At 61.1% G+C, this 21,309-nt stretch carries 16 protein-coding genes and 1 pseudogene; 12 read left to right on the forward strand and 5 right to left on the reverse strand.

Annotation, left to right across the window (positions count from 1 at the left end):
• Window positions 1-115: 115 nt before the first annotated feature.
• The 3 genes from B5G09_RS00955 to B5G09_RS00965 all read left to right on the forward strand — a co-directional run bounded on the left by B5G09_RS00955 (window position 116) and on the right by B5G09_RS00965 (window position 5,713).
• Complete coding sequence (locus B5G09_RS00955) at window positions 116-3,505, forward strand: SusC/RagA family TonB-linked outer membrane protein (protein ID WP_087403649.1); 3,390 nt, start codon at window positions 116-118, stop codon at window positions 3,503-3,505.
• A gap of 13 nt (window positions 3,506-3,518) precedes the next feature.
• The gene (locus tag B5G09_RS00960) at window positions 3,519-4,886 is read left to right on the forward strand and encodes a RagB/SusD family nutrient uptake outer membrane protein (RefSeq protein WP_087403650.1); all 1,368 of its coding nucleotides are present in this window, start codon (window positions 3,519-3,521) and stop codon (window positions 4,884-4,886) included.
• Window positions 4,887-4,957: 71 nt separating this feature from the next.
• Window positions 4,958-5,713, forward strand: a complete 756-nt coding sequence (locus B5G09_RS00965; RefSeq protein WP_087403651.1) for a LytTR family DNA-binding domain-containing protein — start codon at window positions 4,958-4,960, stop codon at window positions 5,711-5,713.
• A 278-nt stretch (window positions 5,714-5,991) separates the two neighbouring features.
• On the opposite strand, the gene ssb is transcribed toward B5G09_RS00965, so the two are convergent.
• Genes ssb through lpxK form a run of 3 tightly spaced genes read right to left on the reverse strand, consistent with a single transcriptional unit; the run spans window position 5,992 to window position 8,375 of the window.
• Window positions 5,992-6,534 carry a single-stranded DNA-binding protein gene (gene ssb, locus B5G09_RS00970; protein WP_087403652.1) on the reverse strand — a complete coding sequence of 181 codons (543 nt, stop codon included), beginning with the start codon at window positions 6,532-6,534 and terminating at the stop codon, window positions 5,992-5,994.
• Window positions 6,535-6,538: 4 nt separating this feature from the next.
• Window positions 6,539-7,348, reverse strand: coding sequence for a purine-nucleoside phosphorylase (locus B5G09_RS00975; RefSeq protein ID WP_087309067.1), 810 nt, complete (start codon window positions 7,346-7,348; stop codon window positions 6,539-6,541).
• On the reverse strand, window positions 7,332-8,375 hold the full coding sequence (lpxK, locus tag B5G09_RS00980; RefSeq protein WP_087403653.1) for a tetraacyldisaccharide 4'-kinase: 1,044 nt from the start codon (window positions 8,373-8,375) through the stop codon (window positions 7,332-7,334). Before lpxK ends, B5G09_RS00975 begins: the two co-directional genes overlap by 17 nt.
• 241 nt (window positions 8,376-8,616) lie before the next feature.
• Between lpxK and B5G09_RS00985 the strand changes: the two genes are divergently transcribed.
• The 4 genes and pseudogenes from B5G09_RS00985 to rd all read left to right on the forward strand — a co-directional run bounded on the left by B5G09_RS00985 (window position 8,617) and on the right by rd (window position 11,920).
• Window positions 8,617-9,939: a M23 family metallopeptidase gene (locus B5G09_RS00985; protein ID WP_087403654.1), complete on the forward strand. Its 1,323-nt coding sequence runs from the start codon at window positions 8,617-8,619 to the stop codon at window positions 9,937-9,939.
• Between the two features lie 105 nt (window positions 9,940-10,044).
• Entirely contained in the window at window positions 10,045-10,893 is an 849-nt protein-coding gene (locus tag B5G09_RS00990) for a 2-C-methyl-D-erythritol 4-phosphate cytidylyltransferase (RefSeq protein WP_087403655.1), read from the forward strand.
• Between the two features lie 118 nt (window positions 10,894-11,011).
• Window positions 11,012-11,536: pseudogene (locus B5G09_RS00995) on the forward strand (PH domain-containing protein); the annotation flags it as partial.
• Window positions 11,537-11,755: 219 nt separating this feature from the next.
• Window positions 11,756-11,920 (forward strand): rubredoxin, encoded by a 165-nt coding sequence (gene rd / locus B5G09_RS01000; protein ID WP_087308860.1) that lies wholly within the window; start codon window positions 11,756-11,758, stop codon window positions 11,918-11,920.
• Window positions 11,921-12,141: 221 nt separating this feature from the next.
• Here the strand turns inward: rd and B5G09_RS01005 are convergent, their stop codons facing one another.
• Entirely contained in the window at window positions 12,142-14,142 is a 2,001-nt protein-coding gene (locus B5G09_RS01005; RefSeq protein WP_087403657.1) for a dihydrofolate reductase, read from the reverse strand.
• A gap of 175 nt (window positions 14,143-14,317) precedes the next feature.
• On the opposite strand from B5G09_RS01005, the gene panC reads away from it, so the two are divergent.
• The 4 genes from panC to B5G09_RS01025 all read left to right on the forward strand — a co-directional run bounded on the left by panC (window position 14,318) and on the right by B5G09_RS01025 (window position 19,055).
• Window positions 14,318-15,154, forward strand: a complete 837-nt coding sequence (panC, locus tag B5G09_RS01010) for a pantoate--beta-alanine ligase (RefSeq protein WP_087403658.1) — start codon at window positions 14,318-14,320, stop codon at window positions 15,152-15,154.
• Window positions 15,154-15,513 carry an aspartate 1-decarboxylase gene (gene panD / locus B5G09_RS01015; RefSeq protein ID WP_087308857.1) on the forward strand — a complete coding sequence of 120 codons (360 nt, stop codon included), beginning with the start codon at window positions 15,154-15,156 and terminating at the stop codon, window positions 15,511-15,513. The genes panC and panD overlap by 1 nt, the downstream gene beginning before the upstream one ends.
• Before the next feature lie 118 nt (window positions 15,514-15,631).
• A complete protein-coding gene (locus B5G09_RS01020) occupies window positions 15,632-16,144 on the forward strand; it encodes a DUF456 domain-containing protein (RefSeq protein ID WP_087403659.1) in 513 nt (170 codons plus the stop codon).
• Window positions 16,145-16,154: 10 nt separating this feature from the next.
• A complete protein-coding gene (locus B5G09_RS01025) occupies window positions 16,155-19,055 on the forward strand; it encodes an insulinase family protein (protein ID WP_164496855.1) in 2,901 nt (966 codons plus the stop codon).
• A gap of 134 nt (window positions 19,056-19,189) precedes the next feature.
• Here B5G09_RS01025 and B5G09_RS01030 read toward each other — a convergent pair whose 3' ends face one another.
• Window positions 19,190-20,206, reverse strand: coding sequence for a LacI family DNA-binding transcriptional regulator (locus B5G09_RS01030; protein WP_087403660.1), 1,017 nt, complete (start codon window positions 20,204-20,206; stop codon window positions 19,190-19,192).
• Between the two features lie 159 nt (window positions 20,207-20,365).
• On the opposite strand from B5G09_RS01030, the gene rbsK reads away from it, so the two are divergent.
• On the forward strand, window positions 20,366-21,304 hold the full coding sequence (rbsK, locus tag B5G09_RS01035) for a ribokinase (RefSeq protein ID WP_087403661.1): 939 nt from the start codon (window positions 20,366-20,368) through the stop codon (window positions 21,302-21,304).
• Window positions 21,305-21,309 lie beyond the last annotated feature (5 nt).

Here is a 21,309-nt window from a genome sequence, read left to right on the forward strand (position 1 = left end):
CGGCTTTGCCCGACTTCAGGGGTCGCCCCCGACCGCTTACAATCCGAAACCGAAAACCCGAAATCGATTCCGAATCCAAACAGAATCACAACACATACTTATAGTTTCACAAGCCATGAACAGATTCCTTACGTTACTGCTGCTGATCGCCCCGGCGCTGGTTTTCGCCCAGACGACCCGCAGGATCACGGGCCAGGTGCTCGATCGGGCCACCGGTGAACCGCTCGTCGGCGCCACCGTCTTCATCGCCCCCGAGGAGACCCAGGCCAAAGACTACAATCCGCAGGGAACCATCGCCTACAACGAGGGGCGTTTCGAGTTCACCCTCCCGACCTCGGTCCGTCGTGTGGTCGTCAGCTACCTCGGCTATGAGGCCCAGACCGTCGACATCGAGGGCAAAAGCATCTTTACGATCCGTCTCGACGCTTCGTCGAACCAGGTCGATGCCGTCGTCGTGACGGGATACCAGCGCATCGAGAAGCGAAAACTCACCTCCTCGATCGCCAGCGTCAAGATGGCCGACATCTCGCGCGACGGTGTGGCCAGCGTCGACGGCATGCTCTCGGGCTCGATCGCCGGTCTGACCTCCACGCCCACCTCCGGAGCCCCGGGCGGCGCCAACAAGATCAAGATCCGAAGCACGGTCACGCTGAACGGAAACACCGATCCGCTGTGGGTGCTCGACGGCATTCCGCTCGAGGGCAACGATATCCCCTCCGACTGGTCGTCGAAGGAGAACATCGACAACCTCTACAACATGTCGATCGCCGGTCTGAACCCCGCCGACATCGAGGATATCACCGTGCTGAAGGATGCCGCCGCCACGGCCATCTACGGCGCACGGGCCGCCAACGGCGTGATCGTCATCACCACCAAGAAGGGAGCCCGCAACCAGCCGACGCGCGTCAACGTCACGGCGTCGCTCTTCGTCACGGACCGTCCCGATCTCGGAAAACTCAATCTGATGAACGCCTCGCAGAAGGTCGACTTCGAGCTGGCGCTGGCCGCAAACGGCCGCCTGAACTACCTCTCGGGGATGGGCGGCGTAGCCCGCATTCTGGACCGGGCCGGCGAGCGCAGTGCGCTGGTCAGCGGCGGGCTGGCGGCCCTCAGCCCCGAAACCCGCACGGCGATCGACGCCCTGCGGAAGGATGCCACCGACTGGGGCCGCGAGATCTACCGCGTAGCCCTCAACCAGCAGTACAGCTTCAGCGTCTCGGGCGGCGGAAACCGCGCCAGCTACTACCTCTCGGGCGGTTACTACAACGAACAAGGCACGACCGTCGGCACCGGGTTCGAGCGTCTGAACCTCACGATGAAGACCGACTACGATCTGCTGAAGAACCTCCGCTTCGGGGCTTCGCTCTTCGTCGGCCAGAACCGCAACGACTCCTACGTTTCGGACACCGACGTCTTTGCCAACCCCTCGCGCTACACACGCACCGTCAACCCCTACTTCGAGGCCCGGAACCCCGACGGCAGCTACGCCTACGACCCCGACATGAACACCTATCAGGGCAACAACGACAACGTCCTCGACTTCAACATCCTCGAGGAGCGCGCCAACACGGATTACATGTTGCGCACGCGGTCGATGAAGACGATCTTCGACCTCGACTACCGTCCCGTCAGGGGGCTGCGCCTCTACACGCAGTTCGGTCTGCAGGTCGACAACTCGGCCACCGAAAAGATGGCCTCCGAAGAGACCTACTTCACCCGCAAGTATGCCCTCTATTCGGTGGTCGACGGCGTGACCTACATGCCCAAGGGCGGCGTGATCCAGAACTGGAACGCCGACATGTCGCAGTACACCTGGAAGGCCCAGGCCGAGTATTCGGGCTCGTTCGCCGAGCGTCACGAGGTCGACCTGATGGCCGGTCTCGAGATGCGCGGGACGACCAACACCTCGATCCACACCAAGGGTTTCGGCTACGACCCCCGCACGATGACCAACGAACCGATGGTCTTCCCGGCCGGCGACAGCGGATCGAATCTGGCCAACAGCCCCTACTTCACGCAGTATCAGAAGTCGTTCTACGAGAACCGCTACCTCTCCTACTTCCTCACCGCCTCGTACACCTTCGACAACCGCTACACGCTCTTCGGCTCGATGCGCTACGACGGCACGAACCTCTTCGGCGTCGATCCGAAGTACAAGTTCAACCCCATGTGGTCGATCTCCGGCGCCTGGAACATCAACCGCGAACGGGGGCTGCGTGACCTGCGCTGGCTCGACAACCTGCGTCTGCGCCTCTCCTACGGTGCGCAGGGCAACATCGACCGCACCACCTCGCCCTACATCCTCGGGTCGTGGGTCATCCGCAACCCGGGCGGCGTGAACGAGGACGGCATCAACGTCAGCTCACCCCCCAACCAGAACCTTCGCTGGGAGACCACCTACACGTGGAACACCGCGCTGGATTTCGCCGCCCTGGACAACCGCATCGGCTTTACGTTCGAGATCTACGGCCGCCACAGCAAGGACCTCATCACCACGCGCATGATCCCCACGGAGACCGGCTTCAACACCACGTCGAGCAACTACGGCGAGATATCGAGCCGCGGTATCGAGTTCTCGCTCAACACCGTCAACATCCGCACGCGCAACTTCCGCTGGGAGACCCAGTTCAACATCGCTCGAAACACCGACCGCGTCGAGCGCGTGCTGATCGACGAGAACGCCTGGACCCCCTCGCTCGAGGGACACTCCTCGGCCGGCATCTTCGCCCTGCGCACCGCCGGGCTGGACGAAAACGGCATCCCGATGTTCTGGAGCGGCGGCGAACGCGTCTCGCTGCAGCAGCTGGTCAACTTCCGCATCGAACAGACCGACCCCTGGGGACTCGGCATTCCCGAATATTTCGAGTACGGGCCCGTCATGGATCAGTCGCAGAGCGACGTGCGCAACCGCCTCTCCTACATCGGTTCACTCAATCCCGATCTGACGGGCGGGTTCAACAACCGCTTCCTCTTCAAGGGATTCGATCTGACCGTATCGTGCAACTTCGTCATCGGCCAGCTGGTCAAGGAGACCCCCTTCTACACCCCTCACAAGACCAGCCCCGGACAGAACACCACCACGGCCGTGCAGCAGATCTGGTCGCCGGAGAACCCCGCAGGCCTCTATCCCGCGCTGGCCGGAAGCCGTCAGGCCGACGGTTCGGAGTGGGACGCCTGGGATGCCAATCCCGACCCCTACCGCGTCTACTACTGGATCCTCGACCAGAGCGACGCGTGGGGCGCCAGCTCGCTCTTCGAGAACCTCGACATCTGGTACCACAAGATCAGCTACCTGCGCGTGAACAGCATCCGCCTGGGCTACACATTCCCCGAACGCATTGCGCGCAAACTCCGCATGGCGTCGCTGCGCCTGCACTTCGAGGCCCGCAACCCGCTGGTCCTCGCCTCGAACTACGACGGATACTTCGACCCCGAGACCTACGGAAACATCTACGCACAGCCGCTGTCCCGCAGTTACTCCGTCGGTCTGAACATCACCTTCTAACACGTTCCCCACGATGAAAAAACGAGCATATATCCTTCTGGCAGCCCTCGCCGCGAGCGGCTGCAACTACCTCGAGATCGAGCCCGTCGGGCAGGTCATCCCCCACAAGACCTCCGAGTTCCGGGCGCTGCTGACCAGCGGCTACAACGCCTACCCCTTCGGATCGGCCCGTTCGTTCACGGCGCTGCTCTCCGACGAGGTCGGAGCCATCGACGCCAGCGCCTTCTTGAACGCCAGCGAGGTCGTCCCGCTGGGCTACAACTACACGTGGCAGTACGGCGGGCAGATGCAGGAGTATCCCTACCAGTACTTCTACCAGTCGATCTTCTACGCCAACGCCGTCATCGAGAACATCGGCGCTGCCGATGTCGACGACGCCGGCGAACCGAGCGATCAGATCCTCGGCGAGGCCTACGCCCTGCGCGCCTACAACCACTTCGAGCTGGTGAACCTCTACGGCCGCCCCTACAACCCCGCCACGGCGTCGTCGGACCGCGGAATCGTCCTCTCCGACCACATCGACATCGAACAGCAGTACCGGCCCTCGACCGTCGAGGCCGCCTACCGCTCGATTCTCGAAGACATCTCCCGTGCCGAAGCGTTGATGAGCGTCGAAAAACAGCCCGATGCCACGCACAACTACCGCTTCTCGCTCAATGCGCTGGCCGCCTTCAAGGCCCGTGTCCTGCTCTACACCCGGCAGTGGCAGCAGGCCTACGAGCTGGCCGTCGGGTTGTTGCCGAAGTATGAGCTGCTCGACCTGAACGCCCTCGGCGACGCAACCACGCGCCCCTGGAAGGCCGACTCTTCGGAGGCCATTCTGGCACTCGACCGTCCCTTCTCCTACTCGGGAGGCGATCTGGTGTGCGGAGCGCTCCTCTCCGAGAGTCTCCTTGCGCTCTTCGATCCGGCAAACGACTGCCGCCGCACCTACCTCAAGGAGATCAAGTCCGGAGAGGGCGAATCGGCTCTCTCGGGATACGGCGTCGACCGCTCGTCGTCGGACCGCATCTCGATCCGTGTGGCCGAGATGTATCTCATCGCTGCCGAGGCCGGGTCGTACCTCCCCTCGGAACTGGAGCAGGCCCGGACCCTGTTGCTCGAGCTGCAGTCCAAACGGATGAAGAACGAGGCCATGGAGGCCCAGCGGGCCCGCGTCGAGGCGATGGATGCCGAGGCGCTGCGCCAGGAGGTGGCCGATGAACGGGCCCGCGAATTCCCGCTCGAAGGGCACCGCTGGTTCGACCTGCGGCGCACGACGCGTCCCGCGATCACCCACCGCTACGAAGGCTCTTCCTACACCCTGCAGGCCGGGGATTCGCGCTACACGCTCCCCTTCCCGCAGTCGGCCGTCAACAGCAACCCCGATCTGAACAACTGATCGGTGCGGTCCCGACACGAAAAAGAGTCCGGTTTTTGCTCCGGACTCTTTTTTTTGTAATTTTACGTCCCATGAAAGCCATCATCATCGAAGACGAGCCCCTGTCGGTTGCCGAACTGCGCAATACGCTCTCCGAAGTTGCCCCGCATATCGAAATTGTCGCTACGGCCTCCTCGGTAGCCGAAGCCGTGGAGTTGCTGCCCCGCATCGACCACGACCTGCTCTTCATGGACATCCATCTGGGCGACGGCAACGGATTCGACATCTTCCGCCGCACACCGGTCAACGTCCCGGTGATCTTCATCACCGCCTACGACACCTATGCCATGCGAGCCTTCGAAAACAAGGGGATCGACTATCTGCTCAAGCCCTTCGGCCGCGAGGATCTCCGACGCGCCATCGACAAGCTCGGGTTGCTGGCACGCGTCGGCACAGGCCCGACGGCCGGCAGCTCCGATCCGGCCTCAGCGCCCGAGGAGGCCTGGCAGGAGCGTTTCCTCGTCCAGATCGGGGCCCGGATGCGCTCGGTAACCACCGCCGAGATCGCCTACTTCATGGCCGACGGAAAGTACCTCCATCTGGTGACACATGACGGCAAGGACTACCTCCTCGACCGTACGCTCACCGAGGTGGGCGAAAAGCTCTCGCCCCGGTATTTCTTCCGTATCAACCGCCGCCTGATCATCTCCTTCGAGTCGATCCGCGAGATGGTCCGCTACTCGGGAAGCCGCATCAAGGTGGTGCTCCAGCCTCCGCTGCCCGAAGGGGAGGAGGCGCTGGTCAGCACCGACCGCGTGCAGGAGTTCCGCCAGTGGCTCAACCGCTGACGCGCCCCGCAACCCGATAACACGCCCCCTACAACAGCAAGTCACAAGGCCCCGGGCCCGGCAGCAACGGGCACAGAATCCCGACCCCGGCAGCAGCAGATCACAAGGCCCCGGGCCAAGCAGCAACGGGCACAAAATCCGCCCCCGGCATCGGACTCTGCACCGTTTCTATCGCCGTCGACAGCTCCCGTCCTCTCCACGGATCTGCCTCCACACACGAAAGCAACCCCGGACCGAAAGGGCCCGGGGGTGCTGATTTGCGGATCACGGCCGGCCGATCAGAACGGCAGATCGTCCGGATCATCGGCCGGAGCAGCCGGCGTCGAGGCTGCGGCCGGCTGCGGCTGCTGGTAGGAAGCGCCCGAAGAGGCCGGTTGCGAATATCCGCCCGTCGAGGCGCCCGCCTGATGCGAGCCGCCCTGCTGATACCCCCCTTGCTGGTAGCCGCCCTGCTGGTAGCCCGTCTGGGAGTTGTCGGTCGCCGGATTGTCCGAACGACGACCCAGCAGATTCATCACGTCGGCCAGAATCTCCGTCGTATAGCGTTTGTTGTTGTCCTTGTCCATCCATTCGCGCGTGCGCAGACGCCCCTCGATATAGATCTGTGAGCCCTTGCGCACGTAGCGGTCCACCACATCGGCCAGACCCCGCCACAGCGTGATCGTATGCCATTCGGTGTGCTCCTTCGTCTCGTTCGACTGACGGTCATAGAGCCGCTCGGTCGTGGCCAGGCGGATACGGGCCACCTTTGCGCCGCCCTCCAGCGTGCGCACCTCGGGGTCCATGCCCACGTTGCCGATCAGGATTACCTTGTTTACCATCTTCTTATTTCAGATTTTTGATCATGCGTTTAAACAGCAGCTCCATCCTCGCGCCGGCCTTCCGACCCTGAAGCTGCACATCCTCGTGGTCGCCCACTTCGTCCGAAAGGCCGCAGTTCGTAATCACCGAAACCCCGAAGACCGGAATCGACATATGTCGTGCCACGATTACCTCCGGGACGGTCGACATGCCCGCCGCATCGCCCCCGATGGCCTTATAGAAGCGGTACTCGGCCTGCGTCTCAAACGTCGGGCCCGTACCGCCCACATAGACGCCGTACTGCAGTTTGATGTGCTCCTCCTCGGCAATGCGCGTCGCCGCGGCCACCAGTTCGCGGTCGTAGCAGTTGTGCATGTCCGGGAAGCGGGGGCCCAGTTCGTCCAGATTGCGTCCGATGAGCGGATTGGGCAGCAGGTTGATGTGGTCCGTGATGACCATCAGGTCACCGACGCGGAACGTCGGGTTGATGCCCCCCGAGGCGTTCGACACGAAAAGCCAGCGGATACCCAGCTGCTGCATCACCCGGATCGGGAAGGTCACCTGCTGCATCGTGTAGCCCTCGTAGTAGTGGAAGCGGCCCTGCATGGCCACCACCCGGCGACCCTCGACCTCACCGAAGATCAGCCGTCCCTTGTGCCCCTCGACCGTCGAGACCGGGAAGCCCGGGATATCCTTGTATTCGAGCGTCCAGGCCGTGTCGATCGTGTCGGCGAAGCCGCCCAGACCCGTACCCAGGACAATGCCCACTTCGGGGGTGAAACCCTCCGTATGTGCCTTGATGAAGGCTGCGGTTTTCTTAATTTCCTCTAACATCTTGTTCCAGTTTTTGCAGAAAATCCGTTGCCGAATCCTCTATGAATGAAATATTGATCGGTTGGTAGTAGAGCGCCCGGCGAACTTCGTCGGGAACCTTCGCCCGGTTGGTCATCTTCACGGCATCCTTCTCGGTGGTGACGATCACCGCCCCGGGATGCTTCGCAAGCAGCGCCTGCAGCGCGTGCATGTCCCGCACGCGGTAGATGTGGTGGTCGTCGAGCGTCATCTCCTCGACCACTCGGTAGCGTTCGCGCAGCGACCGCACGAAGGGTCCCGGGTTGCCGATCCCCGACAGAGCGATCACCTCGCGGCCATGGGCCAGCGGCTCCGGATCGGCCTCCTCCGTGTAGAGCGGCTGGGGCATGAAGCTCTCGAAACGCGTGAAATAGACCCGCTGGTAGGCCACCTGAATCAGCACCTTGCGCAGAATCCGACGGTCGATCGGCGCCATGTGTTCGGGGCACTTCGTGACGATGAAATAGTGGGCGCGGTGCAGCTCCTCCGGAAGGTCGCGCAGCGTCCCCGCGGGCAGCATCCGGTCGTGCTGGACCGGTCGCGTGGCGTCGATCATCACCACGTTGATCTTCGGCTCCACGTAACGGTGCTGGAAACCGTCGTCCATGATGATCAGATCCACCTCGGGGTGTTCGGCCCGGATGCGGCGGATGGCGTCGGCCCGCTTCTCGCACACCACCACCAGCGTATCGGGAAACTTCAGCTTGATCTGCAGGGGTTCGTCCCCCACGTCGCGGTAGTGTGAATCGCACTGCACCTCGAGGTAGCCCCGCGTACGGCGGCCGTAGCCCCGCGACAACAGCGCCACGCGGTGCATCTGCGACATGTAGGCGATCAGCATCTCGGCCATCGGGGTCTTGCCCGTGCCGCCCACGGTGATGTTGCCGATGCAGATGATCGGGATGTCGAACTTCTCGCTCTTGAGGATGCCCCAGTCGAAGAGGCGGTGACGCAGGGTCACCCCCATTTTATAGAGGAAGGCTGCAGGTGCGAGCAGGCTTTTGAGCATCTTTCTACCGGTTTGAACAGACAACCTTCAAAGATAACAATTATTCTCCGGATCGCCAAACCCGGAGCCGCAATTCTGGCTTCACCCACCCAAATACGGGTCGAGCCCGCCGCTCCGGATACCAAAACCCCTCCGCAACCCGTTTGTATGAATCCGGCAAACGGTTTTTCGGCGAAGCGACTCGAAAAGCGGTCGAAACGGCGACTCCCGTACCGTTTTTTTTACTATCTTTGCTTCGATTATGAAGAATCTGAAAACACTCCTCTGTGCCCTGCTCCTGGTCGGGGCCACAGCCTGCGGCCGCCAGTCGGCCAATACCGGGGAGGCGGAGCCCGAAGCCCCCGAAAACCTTCTCTACGGGATCAACGTCGACGACTATCGCACCGAAACCGGTGAGGTCGGCAACGGCGAAACCATGGGCGGCATCCTCAACCGATACGGCATCTCGGCGCTGGTGGTCGACCGCCTGGACAAGGCCTCCAGGGAGGTCTTCCCCCTGCGGAACATCCGCGCCGGACACAAATACACGGCCTTCATCCACGAAGACTCGCTCTACGCCCCGCACCTCGACTGGCTCGTCTACGAGACTTCGGTCACCGACTACGTCGTCTTCGGATTCCACGACAACGACTCCGTCTCGGTGCGCAAGGACTGCAAGCAGTACACCCTGCGCCGTACGAAGAAGAGCGCCGTGATCAACTCCTCGCTCTGGGGTGCCATCATGGAGCAGAACCTCCCCTACGCCCTGGCCGCCGATCTGGAGGATATCTACCAGTGGACGGTCGATTTCTTCGGCATCCAGAAGGGCGACAGCTTCACGGTCATCTACGACGAACGATTCATCGACGATACGGTCTCGGCCGGCATCGGACGCATCTGGGGCGCCAAGTTCATCCAGAGCGGCAAGGAGTTCTATGCCATTCCGTTCCGCCAGGGCGGCAAGATCCAGTACTGGGAGGCCGACGGCGGAAGCCTGCGCAAACAGCTGCTCAAGGCCCCGCTCAAGTATTCGCGCATCAGTTCGCGCTTCACCTACGCCCGCAAGCACCCTATTTATAAGGTCTACCGTCCGCACACCGGCGTCGACTACGCCGCGCCGAAGGGTACGCCCATACATGCCGTGGCCGACGGCGTGGTGATCTTCAAGGGCTGGGGCGGCGGTGGCGGAAACACCCTCAAGATCAAGCATGCCGGCAACCTGCAGACCGGGTATCTCCACCTGAGCCGCTTTGCCAAGGGCATCTCGAAGGGTTCACGCGTCTCGCAGGGACAGTTGATCGGATACGTCGGTTCGACGGGCGCCTCGACGGGGCCCCACCTCGACTACCGTATCTGGAAAAACGGCACGCCGATCGATCCGCTGAAGATCCCCTCGGAGCCCGCCGAGCCCATCTCGAAGGAGAACCGCGCCCTCTTCGAGTTCGTCCGTGACCGCATCATCGCCGAACTCAACGGCGACGTAAAACCCGAGGAGCGCATCACGCAGCTCGATTCGCTGCAGCTGCCAGCCGCAACGGCAGTCTCCGCCGCTCCCGCCACCGAAGAGAAGAAGAGCGAAAAATAACACCCCGAACCGGAAAATTCCGAACAGTCGACCCGGCCGCAAGCCATCGCCGGCAGAAAACATCCGCAATCCATAACCATTTCGCAGCCAAAAGAGACACTTCCCATGGAACGCATCGGAGTCATTATCGTAGCCGGAGGAAGCGGCCGCCGCATGGGCGGCTCCATTCCCAAGCAGTTCCGGCTGCTGGGCGGACAGCCCGTACTGGCCCGCACGATCGGCAACTTCGCCGCCGCGTGGCCCGGAGCGGAGATCGTCGTCGTCCTCCCCGAGAGCCACATCGCCTTCTGGAAGGATTTCGCAGCCCGCTTCGAAGTGGCCCGCCACCAGGTTGTGGCCGGTGGCGCGGAACGGTTCGACTCGGTGCGCTGCGGACTCTCCGCCCTGCGGAGCGATCCCGATCTGATCGCCGTACAGGATGGCGTACGCCCTCTGGGATCGGTGGAGATGATCCGCCGCGTGGCCCAGACCGCCCTCCGGTACGGTGCCGCCATACCCGTCGTGGAGCCGGCCGATTCGTTCCGGGAGGTAGAAGCCGCCGAAACGGCAACGAATCCAACCAGTCCGGCCAACGCCAACAGCGACTCGGAGGATCCCCGATCACATCCCCTGGATCGCAGCCGGCTGCGCATCGTCCAGACCCCGCAGATCTTCCGCAGCTGGCTGCTGCGAGAAGCCTACGCGCAACCCTACCGGCGGGAGTTCACCGACGATGCCTCGGTGGTGGAGGCCGCCGGATATCCCGTTTCGCTGGCCCGGGGCGAACGCTCGAATCTCAAGCTCACCACCCCCGAGGATTTCATCATCGCCGAAGCGCTGCTCTCCGCCCGCGAAGAGGAAGAGGCCCAACGCAGGGAGGAGGCGACGCAGCACGGAGAGGAGGCGGACAATCCGACAAGGGGTAAGGCTCCGACAGGGAAGGTCGACAGGAGCGATCCTCTCCTCCGGACATAAACGGCCACACGATACACCCACGCAGACAAACAGCAGGCCCCCAAAAAGACAATAAACCAACGACGCACTCCGTTCGAATCCCGTTTAGAACCGCAGAAATTAGAGCCGCAGAAAAGCGATGCAAAGCATCTACAAATACCGATTCTCCCGCCATACGATCTACGTTTCGATCGTCTACCTGATCGTATTCGTACTGCTCGGATGGGCCCTCTACCACCTCTACGAGGGCGGATATCTCTCGGCGTGGTTCACTTCGTTCATCGTCGCGCTGATTGCCCTGATGGCCCTCTCGATCCCGCGAAAGATCGTCGTCATGGACGACCGCGTCGAGATCCGCTGTCTGCTCGACATCACCGAGATCCGCCGCGACGAAATCGCCTCGGTGCGCCGCGTCGAAAACCGCCGCATGAAGTGGCTCATCCCAATCTTCGGAGGGTACGGTTTCTTCGGCTACTACGGCCACTTCCTCGACCTGCGGCGCCTGGACCGCGTGCGGATCTACGCCTCCGAATGGCGCAACTTCGTCGAGATCACCGACATCTACGAAGATCGGCTCTATGTCTCCTGCTCGGAGGCCGACCGGCTCGTCGCCGAGCTGATGCCCCCCGGTGGAAACCGGCTCGATGAGGAGGAGGAAGAGGAGGAAGAGGAGGAAGAGGAAGGCGCGGCGGCTGCAAACGAGAAGGCCCGCAACGAGACGGTCGGAGACCTGAAGCCATGGAACGGGGTCGCCGGAGCAGCTGAAACGGCCGGCTGTATCGAAAGAGCCAAAGGTGACACGCAGGACAAACAGCCGGAGTAGTTCCGGCAATCAATTTGCATATCAAACCTTTATTCACTCTAAAAAAAGACGAAGAAAAAGATGAAAAAGTATCGTTGTGAAGTCTGCGACTGGGTATATGACCCCGCAGTCGGCGATCCCGATGGCGGCATCGCCCCCGGAACCCCCTTTGAGGAGATTCCCGAAGATTGGGTTTGCCCCGTCTGTGGCGTCGGCAAGGACCAGTTCGTAGAGGTGGCCGAGTAATTCTTCGTGCCACAAGGCGAAGAGGCGCATCCCCGGTCGGGGTGCGCCTCTTCTGTTTGCCATCCGCCACCAGATTTCTGCAGGGAGGGGCCGCAGCTCCGTCCCGACTCTATGCCGCAACCCGACAACGCCACAAAAAAAGAGGGCAGACTCAAAGTCTGCCCTCTCACGATGTGTTCGTTGCCGGATCATGCGCCACGACCCGGAGTCCGAATCCAAGGTCAGTTGACGTTCGGCAGGAAGGAGTAGTTCTTCGAATAGTTGAGCATCTGCTCCACGTAGTTGGCCGGATAGCTGATCTTCACGTCGACCACCTTGCCCTCCTTCTCGACCAGCTTGTATTCGGGATTGACGAAGCCGCCGTAGGGTTCGATGTGCAGCGCCGCATAGCGCTCCAGCACCTCGTTGTGAAGCGTCGGATCGACCTGCACGCCGTAACGCTCGACGAGCTCCCTGCCCGCTTCGTAGTCACCCTCCGACTTGATGCGCTGCACCTCGCGGAGCAGTTCGCCGAAGAGCGCGCGCAGCTTCCCGAAGTCGTTGACCACCACGTAGGTCTTGCCGTCCTGCCGGACCAGTTCGATCACGTTGTCGGCCTTGCCGTGCTCGTAGCACCACTCCGAAATCAGCTTGCGGTTGCGCATGTGCGACTCCTCGATGTTCTTGCCCGGCTCGATGCGCGCCAGCTGCGTCATCAGACCATTCATCACGTAGTTGGCATAACCGGCCTTCGCCACGTCGAACGACGGAACGAGCCCCAGTTCGACGAGCTTCTCATCGCCCAGGTAGTAGAGGCCGAACAGATCGGCACGCGCCTCCTCGAGCGTCGAGCCGTAGCTGCGCAGCTCGGAGCCCGTCACACCCGGTGCCAGCTGGCCCGAGCCGTGGCCCAGGCACTCGTGCAGGTCGGTATGCAGGTCGTCGGCCAGTTTGCCGTACTTGTCCATCCGCTCGCGGTCCTCGGCCCGCAGCACGAACTCCTCGTTGAAGCCGTTACCGTGTGCCGCCTGGTCGTAGGCGTAGGTGATGTTGTCGATCGTTACGGATTTCGAGCCATACTCCTTGCGGATCCAGTCGGCATTCGGCAGGTTGATGCCGATGGGCGTCGAGGGGTAGCAGTCACCACCCAGCATCGCCACCGTAATGACCTTGGCCGAGACGCCCTTGACCTTTGCCTTGCGGTACTGCGGATCGACGGGCGAGTGGTCCTCGAACCACTGCGCGTTCGACGAGATGGCCTCCGTGCGGTGGCAGGCCGCCGAATCGACGAAATTCACGTTGGCCTCCCACGACGCCTTGAAACCCAGCGGGTCGCCGTAGGTCTCGATGAAGCCGTTGACGAAATCGACGTTCGAAACCGTATCGCGCACCCAGCCGATGTTGTAGCGGTCGAACTCCTTCAGGTCACCCGTGCGGTAGTAGGCGATCAGCGCCGCGATGTTCGACTTCTGCGGCTCGCGGGCTACGGCCTCGGCCTTCTCCAGCCAGTAGACGATCCGCTCGATGGCCGCCGAATACATGCCGCCGACCATCCACGTCCGCTCGAAGAGTTTCCCCCCGTCATCCTTCGTCAGTTGGCTGTTCAGACCGTAGGAGACCGGTTCGGGATCCGCGGCATCGGCCGCCGCCATCCCGGCGTAGAAACTCTCGGCCTCGGCCTGCGAAACACCCTTATAATAGTTGCTCGACGAGGTGAGCAGCAGATCGTCGCCCGCACGCTGGTTCAACCGCGTGGGATACATCGACGGATCGAAGATCGCCAGGCAGACATCCCGCCGCAGAGCGTTCAGCTCGCCGAACTTCTCCTCGGGGATCGTCTCGATGACGTCCAGCAGGTAGCCCTCCGAGAATTCGGGCGTGAATTTGTCGTTCGAATAGTGATGGTGGATGCCGTTGGCGAACCAGACCTTCTTGAGGTACTTCTCCAGCGCCTTCCACTCGGGCGTCGTACGGTCTCCGGCGTAGTTCTCGTAGACCACCTCGAGGGTCCGCCGCACCGGCAGGTTCATCACGCAGTTCTGGTCGAAGAGAATGTCCCGACCGCACTTGGCCGCCTCCGAAAGATAGTAGATCAGCTCCTTCTGCTCGAGCGGAAGCGTCTCGAAGCCCGGAACTTCATAACGAATGACCTTGATGTCGTCGAAACGGTCGACGATCCACGGTGCGGCAGCCTTCTGCGAGGCGTCGCCGCACGAGGTCATGACGGGTAGAACAATTGTCATGGATGCAATGGTAAAAAGCCTTTTCATGCGCTATATGGCGTTAGTTTCCGCCAAAGATAGTGCATTTTTTGAAATTTTCCTTCGTTATGTCTGCGGGAATTTCTACCTTTGCCCCGCAATCCGTTTCAGAGTGAAACGAATTCATTTTCTGAGTGAGACCATTCATTCGAAAGAGATGAAAGTATTTACCAGTGTCAAAGAGCTTCGCGCCGAACTCGATCGCACGGAGCAGTCCGGGATCGGATTCGTTCCCACGATGGGTGCCCTCCACGCAGGTCACCGCTCGCTGGTCGAACGAGCCCGGCGTGAAAACAAGACCGTTGTCGTCAGCGTTTTCGTCAACCCCACGCAGTTCAACGACAAAAACGATCTGAAACACTACCCCCGCACCCCGGAGGCCGACGAGGCGCTGCTGCGCGACGCAGGCGCCGACTTCGTCCTGATGCCCTCGGTCGAGGAGATCTATCCCGAACCCGATACCCGCCAGTTCGATTTCGGTCAGATCGACAAGGTCATGGAGGGCGCCACGCGTCCCGGACACTTCAACGGCGTGGCCCAGGTCGTCAGCCGCCTGTTCGACATCGTACGCCCGGCTCGCGCCTACTTCGGCGAAAAGGACTTCCAGCAGATCGCCGTCATCCGCGCCATGGTCGAGCAGCTCCGTCTGCCCGTTCAGATCGTCGAGTGCCCCATCGTCCGCGGTGAGGACGGACTGGCCCTCTCGTCGCGCAACCAGCTGCTCGATGCCCCCCACCGCGCCGCGGCCCCCCATATCTACGCCACGCTCCGCAAGGCCGTCGAGATGTCGAAGACGCTCGACCCCCAGGCCCTCAAGGAGTGGGTCGTGCATGAGGTCGAGAGCAATCCCCTGCTCAAGGTCATCTACTACCAGTCGGTCGACGCCCGCACGATGCAGGAGGTCCACAGCTGGAACGACTGCGACCGCATTCAGGGCTGCATCGCCGTACAGGCCGGTGATATCCGTTTAATCGACAACATCCGTATCCGATAATGAAATTCCAGATCGAAGTCATCAAATCGAAGATCCACCGTGTGACGGTCACGCAGGCCGATCTCAACTACGTGGGCAGTATCACCATCGACGAGGCGCTGCTCGAGGCCGCCAACATGATCGAGGGTGAAAAGGTCCAGATCATGGACAACAACAACGGCGAACGATTCGAAACCTACATCATCAAGGGCCCCCGCAACAGCGGCTGCATCTGCCTGAACGGCGCCGCAGCCCGCCGCGTACAGGTCGGCGACATCATCATCATCGCCTCCTACGCCCTGATGGATTTCGAGGATGCCAAGCAGTTCCGTCCCTGGGTCATCTTCCCCGACACGGCAACCAACCGGCTCGTCGAATAGTCCGACATACGGCAAAACGGACTCCAGCGCCGCCAAAATTCGAAAAATCTCCCTCGAATGGGAGATTTTTCCATTTTTAGTCCTATCTTTGTCTCCATCGGACTACCCGCCTCCTACTATGGATATTACCTTGTCGATAAGCGCCTTCGTACTGGCCATCCTGGGCATCGCCGGATGTATCGTCCCGGCCCTGCCGGGAACCATCCTCTCCTACGCGGGGCTGCTCTGCGCCTACTTCACCTCCTGGTCGCAGATGGGGGCCGCCGCCATCTGGATCTGGCTCGCCGTCTGCGTGGCCGTCAGCGCGGCCGACTACTTCCTCCCCGCCTGGATGACCAAACGTTTCGGCGGTTCGCGCGCCGGATCGATCGGCGCCACGGTCGGCATCTTCGTCGGATTCTTCCTCCTGCCCCCCATCGGGATCATCCTCGGCCCCTTCCTCGGCGCCGTCGTCGGCGAGCTGATCAACGACCGCCGGGACTTCGCCAAGGCACTGGTCGTCGGCTGCGGGTCGTTCCTCTCGTTCATCGTCGGAACCGGGCTGAAGCTCATCGCCTCGATCGGCATCTTCATCCATATCCTGGTCGACACGTGGCCCACGCTGCGAAACTGGGTTGCTAACGCTTTCTAAATCAAATATTATGAAAAAACTACTGGCTCTGACCGTCGTCATCCTGACGCTGCTCGCCGCGTCGTGCAGCAAGTACAAGTACGAAACGGTCGAAGGAGATCCGATGAACACCCGGATCTACACCCTCCCCAACGGTCTGAAGGTCTACATGAGCGTCAACAAGGAGACGCCTCGTATCCAGACCTACATCGCCGTGCGCGTCGGCGGCAAGAACGACCCCGCCGAAACCACCGGTCTGGCCCACTACTTCGAACACCTCATGTTCAAGGGCACGCCCAACTTCGGAACCTCGGACTACGCCGCCGAGAAGCCGATGCTCGACGAGATCGAACAGCTCTTCGAGGTCTACCGCCAGACCGAGGACGAAGTCGAACGGGAGACCATCTACCGCCGCATCGACTCGATCAGCTACGAAGCCTCGAAACTCGCCATCCCGAACGAGTACGACAAGTTGATGGCCGCCATCGGCGCCAACGGAACCAACGCCTACACGTCGCAGGATATGACCGTCTACGTCGAGGATATCCCCTCGAACGAGGTCGAAAACTGGGCGAAGATCGAGGCCGACCGCTTCCGCAACCCCGTGATCCGCGGCTTCCACACCGAGCTGGAGACCATCTACGAGGAGAAGAACATGTCCCTGACGAAGGATAACCGCAAGGTCTGGGAGGCGCTCGATGCCGCATTGTTCCCCCACCATCCCTACGGTACGCAGACCGTACTCGGTACGCAGGAGCACCTGAAGAACCCCTCGATCACCAACGTCAAGAATTACCACAAGACCTACTACGTCCCGAACAACATGGCGATCTGTCTGTCGGGTGATCTGAATCCAGACGAGGTGATCGCCACCATCGACAAGTACTTCGGCGACATGCAGCCCAACGAGAATCTGCCCAAGCTGGAGTTCCAGCCCGAAGAGCCCATTACGGAGCCCATCGTGCGCGAGGTCTACGGGCTGGAGGCGGCCAACGTCCTGATGGGTTGGCGGCTGCCGGGCTCGTCGTCCGATCCGAACGACGTGGCCCAGATTGCCAGCGCCATTCTCAACAACGGACAGGCCGGCCTGATCGACCTGGATCTCAACCAGCAGCAGAAGGTCCTCTCCGCTTACGGCGGCTACTCGAGCCAGCCCGACTACAGCACCTTCCTGCTCGGCGGAAGCCCCAAGGCCGGACAGTCGCTCGAAGAGGTCCGCGACCTGCTGCTGGGCGAAGTGGCCAAGCTCCGCTCGGGCGATTTCGACGAGGAGCTCATCCAGGCCTCGATCAACAACTTCAAGCTCTACATGATGCGCGCCCTCGAGAACAACGACTCGCGCGCCGACATGTACGTGCAGTCGTTCATCGCCGGGACCGACTGGGCCGACGAGGTGGCACAACTCGACCGCATGGCCCGGATCACCAAGCAGGACGTCGTCGACTGGGCCAACAAGTACCTCGGCCCCGAAAGCTATGCCATCGTCTACAAGCGTGAGGGCGAGGACAAGAGCGTACAGAAGATCGCCGCCCCGAAGATCACCCCCATCGTCACGAACCGCGACAAGCAGAGCGCCTTCCTGACCGAGATCCAGAATACCCCCGTGAAGCCCATCGAGCCGGTATTCGTCGACTATCAGAAGGAGATGTCGCAGTTCGACCTGCGCGAGGGAATCCACGTCCTCTACAAGAAGAACGAGTTGAACGATATCTTCGAACTGCAGTATGTCTTCAACAAGGGAACCGAGAACGATCCCGCCCTCGGACTGGCCTTCGACTACCTGAGCTACCTCGGAACCGAAGCCATGTCGGCCGAGCAGATCGCCTCAGAGATGTACGACATCGCCTGCTCCTTCAAGATGTACGCCGGCGGCAACCTGAGCACCATCACGATCGCGGGTCTGAGCGAAAACATGCCCAAGGCCATGCAGATCGTCGAGGGGCTGATCGCCGGTGCCGAGGCCGACGAGGCCATCCTCGAGAACCTCAAGCAGGACATGATCAAGTCGCGCGCCGACGCCAAACTCAGCCAGTCGAGGAACTTCGCCGCCCTGCAGCGCTACATGTTCTACGGCAAGGAGTACATCCGCCGCACGACGCTGACCAACGAACAGTTGCAGGCCCTCAGCTCGGAGGAACTCATCGCCAGCGTTCAGGAGCTGTTGAACAAGAGCCACGAGATCTTCTACTACGGCCCGATGACCGAGCCCGACACCAAAAAATGTCTGGCCGACTACCACAAGGCGGCCGACGTACTCGAGCCCCTCGAGGAGAACCACGCGCAGATACTGCGTACGGACAAGAGCAGCGTCGTGCTGGCCCAGTACGATGCCAACCAGCTCTACTACCTGCAGTACTCGAACCGCGGCGAGACCTTCGACGTGAAGACCGATCCCGAGATCACGCTCTACAATGAATATTTCGGCGGCAGCATGAACTCGATCTGCTTCCAGGAGATGCGCGAAGCCCGCGGTCTGGCCTACACGGCCCAGGCTTTCCTCGCGACGCCCGCTTTCGCCGACGCGAGCTACAGCTACATCGCCTTCATCGCCACGCAGAACGACAAGATGAAGACCGCCATCGAGGCCTTCGACGAGATCATCAACCAGATGCCCGAATCGCAGGCCGCCTTCCAGATCGCCAAGGACGCCATCCTGACCCGTCTGCGCACCGATCGCACCACGGGGGGCCATGTGCTGAACTCCTACGTTGCCCTGCGCCGTCTGGGACTCACGGAGGACCGCAACCGGCAGATCTTCGAGAAGGTGCAGTCGATGACGCTCGACGACGTGAAGGCCGCCCAGCAGAAATGGGTCAAGGATCGCCCCTACACCTACGGTATTCTGGGCAACATTCAGGATCTCGACCTGAACTTCCTCAAGACGCTCGGCCCCATCACCACCGTTTCGCAGGAGGAGCTCTTCGGATATTGACCCGCAGGGCATCATTCCGACGGCCGGCACCAAGCCGCCCCGTCACCAACCATTCGGCATCCGCCATACAAAAAACGCCCCGACCGCTCATTCGGTCGGGGCGTTTTGCATGGGGGCGGTTCCCACGGTCCGGCTCACGGCTCATGCAGGGAGCGGACCGAGTCCCGGACAATCAGACTCGGCGGCAGCAGAATCTGGGCCCGTCCCGGATCCTGCTTCCGGAGAATCTGGAACAACATCTTGACGGCCAGGATCCCCATCTCCTCAATCGGCTGATTGACGCGCGTAATGGCCGGCGAAAGAAAATCCAGGTAGGTATAGTTGTCAAACGAGATAACCGACAAATCGTCCGGAATCCTCAAACCCGACTCCGCAGCCGCCTTGATCGTACCCAGGAGAATCGTGTTGCTCAAGGCAAAGATCGCCGTCGGCGGTTCCGCCCGGGCAAAGGCAAGCTTCGCCTCGACGTAACCGTTCTGGATCGTAAAGTCGGTTCCCGAGACTCGCGCCTGATCCTCCAGTCCGTACGACTGCAGCGCCTCCCGATAACCGCGCACCCGCTCGATGGTCGTAATGGACGAGGGGGGACCCTGAATACAGCAGATCCGGCGGTGTCCCATCTCCAGAAGCATCCGCGTCGCATTGTAACTGCCCAGGTAGTTGTCGGTCGACACGTATGGCAGCGTCGTATCGGAGAAATAACGGTCGATCAATACAATCGGAGTCCGCTGGGCCGCCTGCTCGAGCATCCGCGAATCGCCTCCGCACGGGACCACAATGATCCCGTCTATATTCCGGCTCATCAGCGAGTCGATTCCCTCCCGTTCGTCCCGCTCGTTCTCCATCGAATCGATCAGAATCACCGTATAGTGATACAACCGTGCTTCGTGGATGATGACGTTGGCAATATTGGCGAAAAAAGGGTTGTCGATGTTCGGGACGACCAGTCCGATCGTATTTGTGCGCCTCGTCCGCAGACTTTGCGCAGTCACATTGGGCTGATAGTTGCATTTTCGGGCCTCTTCGGTGATGATTTCGACCGTTTTTGCTCCAATCCGATATTTTTGCGCCTTCCCATTCAGAACCCGAGATACCGTAGATATGGAAAATCCAGTCCTCTCGGCAATCGTTATAAGCGTCTCCTTTTGCATAATCAAGTAAATTTTCTCTACAAAGATACTTTTTTTGAAAAAAACATTCAAAATAATTTGACAATTCGGAATATTTTTATTTATATTTGCACAAACGTTTGCGCAAGACGAGACCAACCACCTCCAGCAAACAGCCGCCGAACCTAAAACTTTTCCATCATGAATCCCTACAAAATTGTTGTCATCGGCAGCAGCAATACGGACATGGTCATCAAGTCCAGTAAACTGCCGGCTCCGGGAGAAACCGTCCTGGGCGGAACATTCCTCATGAACCCAGGTGGCAAAGGGGCCAATCAAGCTGTCGCCGCCGCCCGCCTGGGCGGAAACGTCACCTTCATCTGCAAAACCGGAAACGATCTGTTCGCAAACAGAGCCACGGAAGGATATCGCCAGGAGGGTATCAATACGAAGTTCATCCTCCGCAACGATGAAGTACCCTCGGGAATCGCCTTGGTGACCGTCGACGAAGCCGGAGAAAACTGCATCGTCGTTGCTCCGGGGGCCAACGACACCCTCACCCCCGCGGATATCGAATACGCCCGGGACGAAATTACCTCGGCAAGGCTGCTCATCATGCAGCTCGAGATTCCGCTGGAAACCGTCGTCGCTGCAGCCCGAATCGCCCACCAGAACGGAGTCACGGTCATTCTGAACCCCGCCCCCGCTCCCTCCGCGCCGCTTCCCGACGAATTGCTCGCCATGATCGACATCCTGATCCCGAACCGCTGTGAAGCCGGAATTTTGGCCGGCATGAAGGTCTCCGACTGGGATTCGGCCGAAGAAGCCGCCCGAATACTCCATGGGCGGGGAACGAAGAACATCCTCGTCACCCTCGGCTCGCTCGGATCCCTCTGCTACGACGGGGCCTCGTTCACCCGCATCAAGGCCTACAAGGTCCGGGCCATCGACACCACCGCCGCCGGAGATACCTTCTGCGGCGCCCTGTGCGTCGCCCTCTCCGAGGGAGAGAATCTGACCCGGGCCGCCCGCTTCGCTTCGCGGGTCGCCTCGATCTCGGTAACCCGACTCGGGGCCCAGAATTCGGTCCCCTATCGCAGGGAGATCGACGAAATGCAGGAGGCCGCCTGCATCGGTTAACGCTA

It is taken from the genome of Alistipes sp. An54 (assembly GCF_002159375.1).
In the GTDB taxonomy this organism is placed as follows: Bacteria; Bacteroidota; Bacteroidia; order Bacteroidales; family Rikenellaceae; genus Alistipes; species Alistipes megaguti.

What these genes read in the sequence shown, in the direction of transcription:
- B5G09_RS00955 (WP_087403649.1), top strand. Translation starts at nt 116, where the DNA reads ATGAACAGATTCCTTACGTTACTGCTGCTGATCGCCCCGGCGCTGGTT.
- B5G09_RS00960 (WP_087403650.1), top strand. Translation starts at nt 3,519, where the DNA reads ATGAAAAAACGAGCATATATCCTTCTGGCAGCCCTCGCCGCGAGCGGC.
- B5G09_RS00965 (WP_087403651.1), top strand. Translation starts at nt 4,958, where the DNA reads ATGAAAGCCATCATCATCGAAGACGAGCCCCTGTCGGTTGCCGAACTG.
- ssb (WP_087403652.1), bottom strand. Translation starts at nt 6,534, where the DNA reads ATGGTAAACAAGGTAATCCTGATCGGCAACGTGGGCATGGACCCCGAG.
- B5G09_RS00975 (WP_087309067.1), bottom strand. Translation starts at nt 7,348, where the DNA reads ATGTTAGAGGAAATTAAGAAAACCGCAGCCTTCATCAAGGCACATACG.
- lpxK (WP_087403653.1), bottom strand. Translation starts at nt 8,375, where the DNA reads ATGCTCAAAAGCCTGCTCGCACCTGCAGCCTTCCTCTATAAAATGGGG.
- B5G09_RS00985 (WP_087403654.1), top strand. Translation starts at nt 8,617, where the DNA reads ATGAAGAATCTGAAAACACTCCTCTGTGCCCTGCTCCTGGTCGGGGCC.
- B5G09_RS00990 (WP_087403655.1), top strand. Translation starts at nt 10,045, where the DNA reads ATGGAACGCATCGGAGTCATTATCGTAGCCGGAGGAAGCGGCCGCCGC.
- rd (WP_087308860.1), top strand. Translation starts at nt 11,756, where the DNA reads ATGAAAAAGTATCGTTGTGAAGTCTGCGACTGGGTATATGACCCCGCA.
- B5G09_RS01005 (WP_087403657.1), bottom strand. Translation starts at nt 14,142, where the DNA reads ATGACAATTGTTCTACCCGTCATGACCTCGTGCGGCGACGCCTCGCAG.
- panC (WP_087403658.1), top strand. Translation starts at nt 14,318, where the DNA reads ATGAAAGTATTTACCAGTGTCAAAGAGCTTCGCGCCGAACTCGATCGC.
- panD (WP_087308857.1), top strand. Translation starts at nt 15,154, where the DNA reads ATGAAATTCCAGATCGAAGTCATCAAATCGAAGATCCACCGTGTGACG.
- B5G09_RS01020 (WP_087403659.1), top strand. Translation starts at nt 15,632, where the DNA reads ATGGATATTACCTTGTCGATAAGCGCCTTCGTACTGGCCATCCTGGGC.
- B5G09_RS01025 (WP_164496855.1), top strand. Translation starts at nt 16,155, where the DNA reads ATGAAAAAACTACTGGCTCTGACCGTCGTCATCCTGACGCTGCTCGCC.
- B5G09_RS01030 (WP_087403660.1), bottom strand. Translation starts at nt 20,206, where the DNA reads ATGCAAAAGGAGACGCTTATAACGATTGCCGAGAGGACTGGATTTTCC.
- rbsK (WP_087403661.1), top strand. Translation starts at nt 20,366, where the DNA reads ATGAATCCCTACAAAATTGTTGTCATCGGCAGCAGCAATACGGACATG.